The following is a 12,443-nucleotide window of genomic DNA, read 5'->3' on the forward strand; positions in this document are numbered from 1 at the left end:
AAGGGAACTGCCATGACTGCCGAGACGGAGCGCATCGCGGCCGAGCCGGAACACATCGCGGCCGAGCCGGTGCTGCCCGGTCAGCGCACGCACGAGCGGCTGCGGAACTTTCCTCCGGTCGAGAACTGGGACCATCACGTCGAATACGACGCCAAGGCCCACCCGCGTAAGGTTCCGCACGAGTACATGCTGGTGCCCACCACCTGCTTCAACTGCGAATCGGCATGCGGTCTGCTCGCGTACGTCGACAAGTCCGATCTGTCCATCAAGCGACTCGAAGGGAACCCGGCCCATCCGGGCTCACGCGGGCGCAACTGCGCCAAAGGTCCCGCGACGATCAACCAGATCAACGACCCCGAGCGCATCCTGCACCCGCTCAAGCGCGTCGGTGCCCGCGGCAGTGGGCAGTGGGAGCGCATCGGCTGGGACGAGGCCCTCGACGACATCGCCGCCCGGATCCGGGCCGCCATCGTGGAGGACCGCCGGGACGAGGTCGTCTACCACGTGGGCCGGCCCGGCGAGGACGGCTTCGCCGAGCGGTTCCTGCTGGCGTGGGGCGTGGACGGGCACAACAGCCACACCAACATCTGCTCCGCCGGCGCCCGGCTGGGCTACTCCCTGTGGGGCGGCTACGACCGGCCCTCCCCGGACTACGCGAACGCCAGGGTCATCCTGCTGATCTCGAGCCACCTCGAGACCGGGCACTACTTCAACCCGCACGCGCAGCGGATCATGGAGGGCAAGATCCAGGGCGGCGCCAAGGTCGTCGTCCTGGATCCGCGGTTGTCGAACACCGCGTCGCACGCCGACCTGTGGATCGCCCCGTGGCCCGGCAGCGAGGCCGCGATCCTGCTGTCCGTCGCATCGCATCTGCTGCGCACCGACCGCATCGACCGGGCCTTCCTGCGTCGCTGCGTGAACTGGTCCACCTACATGAAGCACCGCCACCCCGAACTGCCCGCCGACGACTTCGACGCGTTCGTCGGCGCACTGACCGAGGACTACTCCGGGTACACCTTCGCCTACGCCGCACAGGAAGCGCAGGTTCCCGAGGCGCAGATCGCCGAGCTCGCCCGGATCGTCGCCACCGCCGGTTCGGCCCTGTCGGCGCACGTCTGGCGGGCGGCGACCGCCGGCAACCTCGGCGGGTGGCAGGTCTCGCGGGCCCTGTTCTTCCTCAACGTGCTCACCGGCAGCGTCGGCACCAAGGGGGGCACCAGCCCCAACGGCTGGGACAAGATCATCGCGCACGGCCCGAACGTGCCGCAGGGACACGAGTCCTGGAACGAGCTGCTCTGGCCCGCCGAGTTCCCCCTGTCGACCAACGAGATGTCGATCCTGCTGCCGCATCTGCTCCGGGACGGCCGCGGCACGCTGTCGATGTACTTCTCGCGCGTCTACAACCCGGTGTGGACCAACCCCGACGGCTTCAGCTGGCTGGAGGCTCTGACCGACGAATCGCTCGTGGGCTGCCACGTCGCGCTGACCCCCACGTGGTCCGAGACGGCCACCTTCGCCGACTACGTCCTGCCCATGGGCCACAGCACCGAGCGGCACGACACCCAGTCCTACGAGCAGTACGCCGGCAAGTGGCTCGGGTTCCGTCAGCCCGTCACCCGGGTGGCGCTCGAGCGCATGGGCCGGAGCGTGTCCGACTCCCGCGAGTCCAATCCGGGAGAGGTGTGGGAGGAGAACGAGTTCTGGTTCGAGCTGTCCTGGCGCATCGACCCCGACGGCAGCCTCGGGATCCGCAAGTTCTTCGAATCCCCCTACCGGCCCGGGGAGAAGGTCACCGTCGACGAGTACTACCGGTGGGTGTTCGAGAACAGCGTGCCGGGTCTGCCGAAGGCCGCAGCCGACCGAGGGCTCACCCCGCTGGAGTACATGCGCAGATACGGCGTCTTCGAGGTCGCCAAGGACACCTACCGACTCGACGAGCGGCCGCTGACGGCCGCCGAGACCGAGGGGGCGGACCCGGACGAGCACGGGGTCCTGCGCAAAGCCGTGACCCTGGACTCGACCCCACCTCTCGTCGGCGAGGCGGGTGCGGTCGGCGTCGTCCACGAGGACGGCAGCAGGACCGCGGGGTGGCTCACCCCGTCGCGCAAACTCGAGCTGTTCAGCGAGACCATGGTCGATTTCGGGTGGGAGGAGTACGCCACCCCGGGCTACATCGAGTCCCACGTCGGGCACCGCTCGATCGACCCGGCGAACAACGAGATCGTGCTCGTACCGACCTTCCGGTTGCCGACCCTGGTCCACACTCGCTCCGGGAACGCGAAGTACCTCAACGAGATCAGCAACACGCATCCACTGTGGACGAATCCCGCGGACGCCGCGCGCTTCGGCGTCGGCACGGGCGATCTGGTCCGGATCAACACCGAGATCGGGTACTTCGTGGCCCGGGTGTGGGCCACCGAGGCGATCCGCCCCGGCGTCCTCGCGCTCTCGCACCACATGGGCCGCTGGCGCACGTCCGAGAACGCCGGCTCCCGGTGGGCCATGGGCCTCGTCGATCTCGACAACGACGGAAACGGGGTGTGGCGGCTGCGCTACAAGCAGGGGGTACAGCCGTTCCGCAGCGACGATCCCGACAGCGAGCGGATCTACTGGGACGATCCCGGCGTGCATCAGAACCTCGCCTTCGCCGTGCACCCCGACCCCCTGTCGGGCATGCACTGCTGGCACCAGAAGGTGCGCGTGGAGAAGGCCCGCACCGACGACCGGTACGGCGACGTGGTGGTGGACACCCGGCGGTCCCGGGAGGTCTACCGCACCTGGATGGAGTGCACCCGGCCCGGGCCCAGCCGGTCCGGGCTGCGCCGCCCGGAGTTCCTGATGCGGCCGGTCAAACCCCGTCGGCGTGCCTTCCGCGCGCCCGGGGCGGAGGAGCGAGCATGAGTCTGCTGTCGCGGAGGACGTCCGGCCCGGCAGTCTCCGCGGCGGCGGTGCGGGCCGCGGTGGCCCGGGTCGAGGATCCCGAGTTGCATCTGCCGCTCGAGCAGGCCGGCATGCTCGGCGAGGTGCAGATCGATCGCTCCGGACTCGTCCGGGTGACCGTCCGGCTCACCACCGCCTCGTGTCCGATGCGGGCCACCCTCTCCGCCGACGTCGCCGCGGCCGCCGGGGCAGTCGCCGGCGTGACCGGCGTCGAGGTCGACTTCGCGACGATGAACGAAACCGAGCGGAGGCAACTCGCCGCCCGCTTGCGCGGCGCGAAACCCACGGACGCTCCCCCCTTCGGTCCGGATTCGCCGACCCGGGTGTACGCCGTGGCCTCCGGCAAGGGTGGTGTCGGCAAGTCGACGCTCACGGCCAACCTCGCGGTGGCGCTGGCCCAGCAGGGCAAGCGGGTCGGCGTTCTCGACGCCGACGTCTGGGGTTACTCCGTTCCGCATCTGTTCGGAGTGCGCCGCGCACCGGTCGCCTTGCACGGAACGATGCTGCCGGTCGAAGCCTTCGGCGTCGCTCTCATGTCGGTCGGGTTCTTCGTCCGCGACGACGAGCCGGTGGTCTGGCGCGGCCCCATGCTGCACAAGGCGATCGAACAGTTCCTGCGCGACGTGTACTGGGGTGAGCTCGACGTCCTGCTCGTCGACCTGCCCCCGGGCACCGGAGACGTCACCCTCTCGCTGCTCGAACTCGTGCCGGATGCGGCGCTCCTCGCCGTCACCACGCCGCAACCGGCGGCCCAGACCGTCGCCCAGCGGGTGGGCCGCATGGCGCGTGACCTGCGGATGCCGGTTGCCGGCGTCGTGGAGAACATGTCGGCCCTGGTGTGCTCGTCCTGCCAGGCGAGCACACCGCTGTTCGGTACCGGAGGCGGCGAGCGCCTGGCCCGGGCCATCGCGGCACCGCTCCTCGGGCAGGTGCCTCTCGACATCGAGCTACGCGCGGCGGGAGACAGTGGCGTCCCGGCCGTGGTGGCGACGCCGCACGCCCATTCCGTCTCGCAGATCCGGCAGATCGCCGCGGCCCTGCCGGCCCCGAGACGGAGCCTCGTCGGCCGGCCGCTACCGCTGTCGGTCCCGTAGCCGACGAGCCCGCGCCGGTACGTCAGATGGGGCGGTACCCCGCACCGACGCCGCCGCGGGCGTCGACGTCGCCGAGGATCGTGACGAAGTTGGTGCCCACCTCCGGGCCGATGCACGGGGTGAGCAGGTACGCGTTGACCATGGCGACGAGGGTCGTGCCGACGACCAGCGGGGCACCGGAGTCGCCCTCGACGACGCACACCTGCGTCCAGGTCTCTTGGGAGTTGAACACGTCGCCCCAGACGACACCGCAGGTGTTGCCGGTGGTGCGGCCCTCCTTGCACGCCACGTTGGGGAACCCCACGGGGGTGCCGACGCCGGTGATGGTGACGTTGCCGACCCGATTCACCGGTGCGACTCGGCCGCGGTCGAACTCGATGACCGAGTAGTCGAGCACCTCGTTGGTCCCGACGATCCGGCCGAGGACGCCGGCGCCGAGGTCCATCTCGGACTTCACGGTCGTCCCGGGTCCGCCGCAGTGTCCGGCGGTGAAGCCGACGAGCCGGCCGGCCCGGTCGTTGCCGATCGTGGCGAGCGTGCAGTCGAACAGATCCTCGGAACCGTTGCCGAGCGTGATGCCCGACCCGCCCCCGAGCGGAACCGGCGGCGCCGCGACCGCGACGCCCGTCCCACCTGCCAGCAGTGCAACACCTGCGACGATCGCCATCGCAACGCGCTTGAACATGAGCCCTCCCGCCCGGCCGGTTCCGGCCGCATCAGCGGGTCAGCCTACCCGGTCGAACCCGACCCCAGGCTCTCCAACGCCTTTCTGGCCTCCTCGAGTTCACGGCTGAGCTGCGCGACGCGTTCCTCCGCCGCCTGACGCGCCGCGTCGATCACCGACCGGACCGCTTCGAGGGCCGCCTCGTCGCCGAGTTCGAGCACGGCGCGCTCGACGGCGTCGGGGCTGACGGGATTGGCCTTGCTCAGACGTCTGGTGCCCTGCGCGACACCGACCGTCCACTCCTGCTCGGGATCGATCGTGATGGTGACGGTCACTCCGGGCTGCTTCTTGGCCCGGCGCGGCGCGGCCTTGGGCTTCGGGGTCGCGCCGGTCTGCGGTTCGGGTGCGGTGGGCGGCACGGCGGTGGTCTCCTTCGTGGCGGGCGGGGACGCCGGGGACGAGCTCGTCGGGGCGGGACCGCGGGCGGCCCCCGATGCCGCCGGCTGCGGCGCGGGGGTGCGCGGGGCGGTGGGGCGCGCGGCGGTGGGGCGCGGGGCGGTGGGGCGCGGGGTGGATCGATCCGCGGCCTTGCGGGCCGGCTCCTTCGTCAGGCGCAACTCCTCGGCCTCGAAGGGCAGTTCGTCGTCGACGCCCTTGGGCCGGACGGTGACGGTGCGGCCCGCCACCGACACAGCCCGGGCCGACGCGCCCGGCGCGATGCCCAGGCTCGGGATGCCCTCGATGAGATAGACGGTGGCACGGCGACCGTCCGCGACGGCGGAGGTCAGCTCGGCGAGCTGCTCGTCGGTGAGGTGATCCGGGCCGGTGGCGCCGGCTCGTCTGCGGGGCGGCATGCGCGTCCTTTCGTGCTGGGGGTGCAGGAGGCGCGATCACTGTCGCACACAGGTGCGACACTCTCGCGAATTCGTTGCGCACCCGAACTGTGGTGGGCGATGCTGGGTCGGCCGGTCACCTTCGGCGGCCGGGAAGGAGCGACGTGAGCGCGTCGGAGCAACCGGAGCTCGGGACCGAGCTCCTGCAGGCCGTGCAGGCCGAACTCGAACGGACCCTGCTCGGCGGCGAACGCCGCTACACCCAGGAGGAGAGCGCCGCCCTGGCCGGCGTGGACTTCGAACGCGCCCAACGGCTCTGGCAGGCGCTGGGATTCACCGTGGACCCGGACCCGGACGCGCGGACGTTCACGGACGGTGACGTCGCGGCTCTGCGCAACATCGACGCGATCGTGAGCAGCGGCGCCCTGCACCCCGACCTGGAGCTCGCGGCCGCGCGGTCGCTGGGGCAGTCCATGTCGCGACTGGCCGAGTGGGAGGTGACGTTGATGAACACCCACATCCTGGACCGGCTCGAGACCGAGTACACCGGAGCCACCCCGTCCGAGGAGGAGATCCGGTCGTTCGTCGACGGCCTGCTGCAACGGGTGCTGCCGCTCACCGAGAACCTGCAGCTGTACGTGTGGCGCCGGCACCTGGTGGCCACGACCGGGCGCAACGTGGTGCGGGCCGGGGGCGAGTCCGCCGGCCGGGTCCTGGTGGTCGGCTTCGCCGACATGGTGGGGTACACCCGCCTGACCCGTCGGATCGACGCCGACGAGCTCAACGATCTGCTCGAGGACTTCGAGTCGACCGCGACGGGCATCGTGACCCAGGGCGGCGGCTGGGTGATCAAGACCGTGGGCGACGAGGTGATGTTCGCCGCCGAGGATCCGGCGGACGCGGCGCGGATCGCGCTCGCGCTGCAGGAGTCGTCGACTTCGCGACCCGACGCCCCGGATCTGCGGGTGGGCATGGCGCAGGGGCCGGTCCTGGCCCGGTTCGGGGACATGTTCGGCTCGGCGGTCAACATCGCCGCGCGACTGACCGGCGCCGCACGACCGGGGACGGTGCTGGTCGATTCGACCCTCGCCGACGTGCTCGAAGGCGACGACCGTTTCCGGCTGCGTCCCCTGCGGGCGCTGCGGGTCAAGGACTTCCATCGGCTGCGCCCCTCGGTGCTGCGGCCGGCCCAGGGCTGAGCAGCGCCCCGATTCACGGCGGTGTGTCGTCGACGCACTGCTGGGGCGGACGCGCACGGGCCCTCACGGCCCCGATCCGCACGCACCCGTTGTGCACCGACGGCTGTCGAGGTAACCTCGGATTAACAGTTACCAGTCGTCACACTAAAAGGTGGAGACATGACCGCATCGCTCACCCGCCCGTCGGAAGCCGAGAGCAAGGGCTTCGTCCCCGGCGTCCCGCTGTCCGAGCGCGAGGAGACCGCGCAGCGCCTGCTCGCCTCGTCGGCCCGCAAGTCCTACGACCCGACGGTGGAGGTCGACTGGGACGCCCCCGTCCCCACCGACAAGTACGGCATGACCCCCGAGTGGAGCACGCTGTACGGCACGGCACTGTGGGACGAGATGACCGAGGAACAGCGCATCGAACTGACCAAGCACGAGGCCGCGAGCGTCTCGAGCGTGGGCCTGTGGTTCGAGATCCTGCTCATGCAGATGCTGCTGCGCGACGTCTACAACCGTGACAAGCACTCCCGCCACGTGCAGTTCGCCCTCACCGAGGTCGCCGACGAGTGCCGCCACTCCGTCATGTTCGGCCGGGCCGGGGAACGCCTCGGCATGCCGGACTACGGCCCGGCCCGCTACATCCACCGCCTCGGCCGGGTGTGGGGCGGGTTCTTCCGGGGTGCCAACGCCTACGCGAGCGTCATGGCCGCGGAGGAGATCCTGGACATGATGCAGCGCGACTTCATGCGCGACGAACGCGTCCAGCCGGTCACCCGCACGGTCAGCAAGATCCACGTCCTCGAAGAGGCCCGGCACATCCGGTTCGCCCGCGAGGAGGTCGCGCGCCGGCTGGCCGGGGCGAGCCGCGCCCGCCTGCAGTTCGAGCGGATCAACACCGCGGTGACCGTGTACTTCGTGGTCAAGAGCATGATCCATCCCGACGTGTACAACAACGCGGGACTCGACCGAGACCGCGCACTCGCCGAGGCCGCGAACAACACCCACTACCACGACCGCGTGCGCAAGTCCGGCGCCAAGCTCATGACGTTCCTCGACAGCGTCGGCCTGATCGGTGGGCCGTCGAAGATTCTCTACAAGAAGGTCCACCTGCTCTGAGCCGTCACCGGCGGGGTCGCGCGAGGTCGTGGGGTCTCGCGCGACCCGTCCGGTCGGGGTCGCCGGCACGCACCCTCATCCGGTCGGCCGCTCGAGATCGGCTCGCTCCCAGCGGCCGAGATCGGCGGCCGCCTCGTAGGTGCTGCGCAGGAACCGCAGTAGTTCCGCGTCGGGGTCGGCCGCGGTCCGCACCGCCTCGTACGGCAGCAGGAACTCGCCCAGTTCGGTGGAGTAGTACGCGGCGTCCGGGTGCACCGGATACTCGGCGAAACCCTCCGGCGCCGGATAGGCGTAGGAATAGAAGGCGCCTTCGTCCGCGCCCCCGGGCCAGAATCCGCAGCTGCTGAGCTCGTGCGAATAGGCCTCGGTCATCACCCAGTCGGCGCAGTTGGGGATGCCTCCGGGGTGCGGTGGCGCGGTGCGCCCGGAGAAGCGCGTGCAGGCGAGATCCATCGCGCCCCAGAAGAAGTGCACCGGACTGACCTTGCCGAGGAAGTCCCCTCGGAACTCGTGCAGGACGCGATCGGCCTCGAGCAGTTGCCGCCAGAAGAGGTGGGCCGCGTCGGGGTCGTACGTGTTGTGCTCGTGGTCCTGCACAAACGGAATCGCCGGATCCACCTCGTTCGGGGTGCCCTGGATCCGGGTGGCGATGCCCAACTCGTCCAGGGTGCCGAGAACGCGTCCGTGAAAATCCGCCACCGACTGCGCAGCGAGCGGGACGCAGCCGCTGCCACCGTCGCTCGAGCGGATGCGCAGGATGTGCTCGCAGAGGTCGAACTCGATGTCGAATACGTTGTGCCGGTAAGGAATCGACGAGGTCCCCAGCCCGCGAGGCGTGACGTACAGCGTCGCCTGCCACCAGTGGTTGACCATCGGCGCGTGAGCCAGCCGGATCTTGCCGACGATCTGCAACCACATGTGCAGGGTGTCCCGAGTCGCGGCCCAGTCGGCCGTGCGCAATCGCGGCCACGCCTCGCCCGGAACCGATGCCGATTCGTTCACCACGCCTCCCCGGTTCGGGAAACGACCCTACTCGGCCGGGCCGTCCGCCGGGCCTCCTCGACGGAATCCCGTCGCCGGCGCACCCGCTCCGGGAACGCGTATCCGGACAAGTGCTGCGCCGCCGTCGGCGGCGGCGCAGAATTCAGGTACGAACCGCGACTCCCGCCGGGGGCACCATGGCCACATCGTCCGACCTCCCCACGGTGGGGGTCGAAGAGGAATTCCTCCTCGTCGACGCGGAAACCGGAGAACCCGCCGTCAACAACTCCGACGTCGTCGAGCAGGCCCGCGCCCTCGGGGTGGAACTGCAGTACGAACTGGACCGGTGCCAGGTCGAAACGGCGTCAGGGGTCTGCCACGACGCCCACGAGCTGTACACCGACCTGTCCACCCGGCGATCCCTCGTCGCCGAGGCCGCCCGCCGTTGCGGTTCCCGGCTGGTGGCGGTGGGTGTCCCGGTCGTCGGGTCCCGGGAGCTTCCGGTCACGGAGAAGCCGCGGTACCTGCGGATGGAACGCCACTTCGGCATGCTGGCCCGCGAACAGGGCATCTGCGGCTGTCACGTGCACGTGGCCGTGCCGGACCGGGCGACCGCCGTGCAGGTGAGCAATCACCTCCGGCCGTGGCTGCCCACCTTGCTGTCGTTGTCGGCGAACTCCCCGATCCACCGGGGAGTCGACACCGGGTACGCGAGCTGGCGCTCGATCCTGTGGTCGCGCTGGCCGAGCGCCGGTCCACCACCGTACTTCTCGTCGGTGGAGGAGTACGACAGCACCGTCGCGGCCATGCTGGAGTGCGGCAGCATCCTCGACAAGGCGATGGTCTACTGGGACGTCCGTCCGTCGACCAATTTCCCCACCGTCGAGGTGCGGGTGTGCGACGTCCCCGTGACCGTCGCCGAGACGGTCCTCGTCGCCGTCCTCGTTCGCGCTCTGGTGCTCACGGCTCTGCGCGATCTCGAAGCGGGCCGCACCGCCGTGGCCTTCTCCTCCGAAGTACTGCGGGCCGCGTACTGGCGCGCGGCGCGCGACGGCCTGCCCGGCGACGGCATCGACCTGCCCTCGACCGCCCGCCGCCCGGCCGCGCACCTGCTCCGGGCGATGATCGAGCACGTCCGGCCGGCCCTCGAGGATCTCGGCAGCTACCAGCACGCCCGCGAGGGCCTGCACACCGTGCTGGCGTGCGGAAACGGGGCTGTCCGGCAGCGACGGGTGTTCGCCGCCGGCGGCACCGCCCAGGACGTGATCGCCCGGCTGGCCGAACTGACGTCCGCCGGGTGCACCCACTGAGCCGCGGAACACACTCACCTATCCCTAGCTTTCCGGTCGGGAATTGGTTACGGTCTGCGCCGTGCTCCTGCTGACCCGTCGCCGCCACATCGACTTCGCCCGCACGGCGACGTCCACGTGTCCGTGCCCGTAGGCCCGTCTCTCCCCCGAACCGACTGTCGAGGAAGCACATTCATGACCACTGCTCCGTCCACCCACCTGCGCGCCGTCGTCGACACGAATCGTGAGGCGATCGCCGGCGACCCCACCCGGGCTCACGCCGTCTTCCGCGCCGAAGCGCACGGGCACGACGCCGTCGCCAGCACCGTCGCCCTCGGCAGGTTCAGCGTCGAGGTCGACGAACCGCCGGCTCTCGGCGGGGAGAACACCGCGCCGAACCCCGTCGAGTACTACCTCGCCTCGCTGCTGTCCTGCCAGGTGGTGACCTACCGCGTCTGGGCAGAGCAGCTCGGGATCCGCGTCGACGACATCTCGGCGCGCGCCGAAGGCGATCTGGACGTGCGCGGGTTCTTCGGCTTCGGCGACGTCCGCCCCGGATTCGGGGAGGTGCGGGTCGCCGTTACGCTGTCGGGACCGGAGCCGCGCGAACGCTACCTCGAACTGCAGGAAGCGGTGGACGCCCACTGCCCCGTCCTCGATCTGACGCGCAACCCGACCCCGGTGCGAACCGTGGTCGAGATCGCGTGAATTTCGGGGCGCACTGGTCGGCGTCCCGCGGAGCAGATAGTGTCGGGCGCGTGAGCCGGACACGAATTCAGGCAATGCCGGGGCCCTCCGCCCGCTGCCACGCCGTGCGCATGTGTATGTGCGGGTGTCCGGCCGTCTGACCGGCCGCACCCGATCCTCGCCCGTACCGGGCATCCCGAGTGTGCATCGACGTGGCGTCCCCGTGTCTCGTCCCGGGCGGGAACCGTCACGTCACCCCGAGACGATCGTCGACCGAACAACGGAGCAGCAACCCCATGAGCGAAATCCCCATCGATCCCGCAGCCTCCTGGAGCTTCGAGACCAAGCAGATCCACGCAGGACAGCCCGCCGGCGGCGACACCCGCGCCCGCGCCCTGCCGATCTACCAGACCACCAGCTACACCTTCGACAACACCGACCACGCCGCCGCCCTGTTCGGCCTGACCGAACCCGGCAACATCTACACCCGCATCATGAACCCCACCCAGGACGCGGTCGAACAACGCATCGCCGCCCTCGAGGGCGGCGTCGCCGCCCTGCTCCTCGCCTCCGGCCAGGCCGCCGAGACCTACGCCATCCTCAACCTCGCCGCCGCCGGCGACCACCTCGTCGCCAGCCCCTACCTCTACGGCGGCACCTACAACCTGCTGCACTACACCCTGCCCCGCCTCGGCATCGAGGTCACCTTCGTCGACGACCCCGACGACCTCGACCAGTGGCGCGCCGCCGTCCGCCCCACCACCCGCGCCTTCTACGGCGAAACCATCGCCAACCCCAAAAACCACCTCCTCGACATCCCCGGCGTCGCCGCCGTCGCCCACGAGCACGCCCTGCCGCTGATCGTCGACAACACCGTCGCCACCCCCTACCTGATCCGCCCCCTCGAGCACGGCGCCGACATCGTCGTGCACTCGGCCACCAAATACCTCGGCGGCCACGGCACCGCCATCGCCGGGGTCATCGTCGACGGCGGCACCTTCGACTGGACCGCCGCCGGACCCGACGGCACCGCCCGCCACCCCCAGTTCACCACCCCCGACCCCAGCTACCACGGCGTGGTCTACGCCGACCTCGGCGCCCCCGCCTACGCCCTCAAGGCCCGCGTGCAACTGCTGCGCGACCTCGGCGCCGCGGTCTCCCCGTTCAACGCCTTCCTCATCGCCCAGGGCCTCGAGACCCTGAGCCTGCGCATGGAACGCCACGTCGCCAACGCCGGCAGGGTCGCCGACTTCCTCGCCCGCCGCCCCGAGGTCACCGCCGTCGCCTACGCCGGCCTCGACTCCTCCCCCTGGTACCAGCGCGGCCGGGCCCTGGCCCCGCGCGGGACCGGCGCGATCGTCACCTTCGAACTCGCCGGCGGCGTCGACGCCGGCAAGAAGTTCGTGAACGCGCTGACCCTGCACAGCCACGTCGCCAACATCGGCGACGTGCGCTCGCTGGTCATCCACCCCGCCTCGACCACCCACTCCCAGCTCACCGCCGCCGAACAACTCGCCGCCGGCGTCACCCCCGGCCAGGTCCGCCTCGCCGTCGGCATCGAACACATCGACGACATCCTCGCCGACCTCACCACCGGCCTCGAGGCTGCGGGCGCCTGATCCTGCCTCCCACACGCGGCCCCACCCCGGATACCG

Annotated in this window: 10 protein-coding genes; 7 read left to right on the plus strand and 3 right to left on the minus strand. The window is 70.6% G+C overall.

Annotated elements, in window-relative coordinates:
• Positions 1-12 precede the first annotated feature (12 nt).
• The gene (locus ACWPQI_RS21920) at positions 13-2,901 is read left to right on the plus strand and encodes a molybdopterin-dependent oxidoreductase (RefSeq protein WP_474738499.1); all 2,889 of its coding nucleotides are present in this window, start codon (positions 13-15) and stop codon (positions 2,899-2,901) included.
• The gene (locus tag ACWPQI_RS21925) at positions 2,898-4,034 is read left to right on the plus strand and encodes an Mrp/NBP35 family ATP-binding protein (protein ID WP_017680821.1); all 1,137 of its coding nucleotides are present in this window, start codon (positions 2,898-2,900) and stop codon (positions 4,032-4,034) included. The genes ACWPQI_RS21920 and ACWPQI_RS21925 overlap by 4 nt, the downstream gene beginning before the upstream one ends.
• Before the next feature lie 22 nt (positions 4,035-4,056).
• Here the strand turns inward: ACWPQI_RS21925 and ACWPQI_RS21930 are convergent, their stop codons facing one another.
• Both ACWPQI_RS21930 and ACWPQI_RS21935 read right to left on the minus strand, forming a co-directional pair.
• A complete protein-coding gene (locus ACWPQI_RS21930; protein WP_010593705.1) occupies positions 4,057-4,719 on the minus strand; it encodes a chymotrypsin family serine protease in 663 nt (220 codons plus the stop codon).
• A gap of 44 nt (positions 4,720-4,763) precedes the next feature.
• A complete protein-coding gene (locus tag ACWPQI_RS21935; RefSeq protein WP_010593706.1) occupies positions 4,764-5,552 on the minus strand; it encodes a DUF6319 family protein in 789 nt (262 codons plus the stop codon).
• A 143-nt stretch (positions 5,553-5,695) separates the two neighbouring features.
• Between ACWPQI_RS21935 and ACWPQI_RS21940 the strand changes: the two genes are divergently transcribed.
• Positions 5,696-6,730, plus strand: coding sequence for an adenylate/guanylate cyclase domain-containing protein (locus ACWPQI_RS21940; protein WP_210063077.1), 1,035 nt, complete (start codon positions 5,696-5,698; stop codon positions 6,728-6,730).
• A gap of 159 nt (positions 6,731-6,889) precedes the next feature.
• Positions 6,890-7,831, plus strand: a complete 942-nt coding sequence (locus tag ACWPQI_RS21945; protein WP_064066806.1) for an AurF N-oxygenase family protein — start codon at positions 6,890-6,892, stop codon at positions 7,829-7,831.
• Positions 7,832-7,906: 75 nt separating this feature from the next.
• Here the strand turns inward: ACWPQI_RS21945 and ACWPQI_RS21950 are convergent, their stop codons facing one another.
• Positions 7,907-8,749, minus strand: a complete 843-nt coding sequence (locus ACWPQI_RS21950) for a DUF5996 family protein (protein WP_234420220.1) — start codon at positions 8,747-8,749, stop codon at positions 7,907-7,909.
• 260 nt (positions 8,750-9,009) lie between these two features.
• On the opposite strand from ACWPQI_RS21950, the gene ACWPQI_RS21955 reads away from it, so the two are divergent.
• From ACWPQI_RS21955 to ACWPQI_RS21965, 3 genes are all read left to right on the plus strand, one after another.
• Positions 9,010-10,122 (plus strand): carboxylate-amine ligase, encoded by a 1,113-nt coding sequence (locus ACWPQI_RS21955; RefSeq protein ID WP_040274733.1) that lies wholly within the window; start codon positions 9,010-9,012, stop codon positions 10,120-10,122.
• A 174-nt stretch (positions 10,123-10,296) separates the two neighbouring features.
• Positions 10,297-10,809, plus strand: coding sequence for an OsmC family protein (locus ACWPQI_RS21960; protein WP_010593711.1), 513 nt, complete (start codon positions 10,297-10,299; stop codon positions 10,807-10,809).
• Between the two features lie 275 nt (positions 10,810-11,084).
• A complete protein-coding gene (locus ACWPQI_RS21965) occupies positions 11,085-12,407 on the plus strand; it encodes a bifunctional o-acetylhomoserine/o-acetylserine sulfhydrylase (protein ID WP_040274731.1) in 1,323 nt (440 codons plus the stop codon).
• The last annotated feature ends 36 nt before the right edge of the window (positions 12,408-12,443 follow it).

Source organism: Rhodococcus sp. LMD, from assembly GCF_056108245.1.

What these genes read in the sequence shown, in the direction of transcription:
- ACWPQI_RS21950 (WP_234420220.1), bottom strand. Translation starts at nt 8,749, where the DNA reads ATGTGGTTGCAGATCGTCGGCAAGATCCGGCTGGCTCACGCGCCGATG.
- ACWPQI_RS21930 (WP_010593705.1), bottom strand. Translation starts at nt 4,719, where the DNA reads ATGTTCAAGCGCGTTGCGATGGCGATCGTCGCAGGTGTTGCACTGCTG.
- ACWPQI_RS21925 (WP_017680821.1), top strand. Translation starts at nt 2,898, where the DNA reads ATGAGTCTGCTGTCGCGGAGGACGTCCGGCCCGGCAGTCTCCGCGGCG.
- ACWPQI_RS21955 (WP_040274733.1), top strand. Translation starts at nt 9,010, where the DNA reads ATGGCCACATCGTCCGACCTCCCCACGGTGGGGGTCGAAGAGGAATTC.
- ACWPQI_RS21920 (WP_474738499.1), top strand. Translation starts at nt 13, where the DNA reads ATGACTGCCGAGACGGAGCGCATCGCGGCCGAGCCGGAACACATCGCG.
- ACWPQI_RS21935 (WP_010593706.1), bottom strand. Translation starts at nt 5,552, where the DNA reads ATGCCGCCCCGCAGACGAGCCGGCGCCACCGGCCCGGATCACCTCACC.
- ACWPQI_RS21965 (WP_040274731.1), top strand. Translation starts at nt 11,085, where the DNA reads ATGAGCGAAATCCCCATCGATCCCGCAGCCTCCTGGAGCTTCGAGACC.
- ACWPQI_RS21945 (WP_064066806.1), top strand. Translation starts at nt 6,890, where the DNA reads ATGACCGCATCGCTCACCCGCCCGTCGGAAGCCGAGAGCAAGGGCTTC.
- ACWPQI_RS21960 (WP_010593711.1), top strand. Translation starts at nt 10,297, where the DNA reads ATGACCACTGCTCCGTCCACCCACCTGCGCGCCGTCGTCGACACGAAT.